The 1,203-nt window shown below is 33.4% G+C and carries 1 protein-coding gene; it reads left to right on the plus strand.

Annotation, left to right across the window (positions count from 1 at the left end; all coding sequences use genetic code 11):
* Window positions 1-1,203 (plus strand): MSCRAMM family protein (locus tag BAU23_RS17840; protein WP_208611245.1); only part of this gene is annotated, 1,203 nt, incomplete at both ends.

Raw genomic sequence — 1,203 nt, forward strand, 5'->3', positions numbered from 1 at the left:
GAAAGTAGAAAATGAGCAGTTAGACAAAGGCTCAGTAGAAATTACAAAAGTAGATAAAGACAGCCAAAAAGCATTAGAAGGTGTAGTCTTCGAAGTGCAAGATGAAGCTGGAAAAGTAATAAAGAAATTAACAACAGATAAAAATGGAAAAGCAAAAATTGCAGACCTATCAGTAGGAAAATACAAACTAGTAGAAGTAGAAAGTTTACCAGGCTATAAGAAACTAACAGAGCCAGTATCATTTGAAATCAAAAAAGGCATGATCGAGGTACTATCATTAAAAATAGAAAATGAAATGGTAGATACGGGAAATGTAGAGATCACAAAGATAGATAAAGATAATAAGGCACCGTTAGCGGGAGTAACGTTTGTTGTCCAAGATGAAAAGGGCAATGAGGTGAAAAGAGTAACGACAGATAAAGATGGAAAAGCAAATGTTTCAGATTTACCTGTAGGAAAGTATGAATTAGTAGAGGTAGAAAGTTTACCTGGTTATAAAAAGTTAGAAAAACCAGTATCATTTGAAATTAAAAAAGGTATGACGAAGTCTTTAACATTCACTGTAGAAAATGAAATGGTAGATACAGGGGATGTAGAGATCACAAAGATAGACAAAGATAGTAAAGCCCCATTACAAGGTGTTGTGTTTGAAGTACGTGATTCAAAAGGGAAAGTAGTTACTAAAGTAACAACAGATAAAGATGGAAAAGCAAATGTTTCAGATTTATCTATTGGAAAGTATGAGTTGGTAGAAGTAGAAACACCAGCAGGATACAAACCGCTAGAAAAACCAATTTCATTCGAAATTGAAAAAGGTAGAGTAACAGCATTACAATTAACTGTAGAAAATGAATTAGTGGATTCAGGAAATGTAGAAATTACAAAAGTAGACAAAGGAAATAAAGATGCTTTAGCTGATGCCGTATTTGAGATTCAAGATGAAGCAGGACAAGTGGTTGCTAAAATAACGACAGATAAAGATGGAAAAGCACAAGTTACTAATTTATCAGTTGGAACATACAAGTTGGTAGAAGTAAAAGCACCAAAAGGATATAAGCAATTAGTAGATCCGATTACTTTCCAAATTGAAAAAGGCATGACAAAATCTCTCGCTTTAACAGTAGAAAACGAAATGTTAGATAAAGGTTCAGTAGAAATTACAAAAGTAGATAAAGAGAGCCAAAAAGCATTAGCAGGCGTAGT

It is taken from the genome of Bacillus nitratireducens, assembly GCF_001884135.1.
Taxonomy (GTDB): Bacteria; Bacillota; Bacilli; order Bacillales; family Bacillaceae_G; genus Bacillus_A; species Bacillus_A nitratireducens.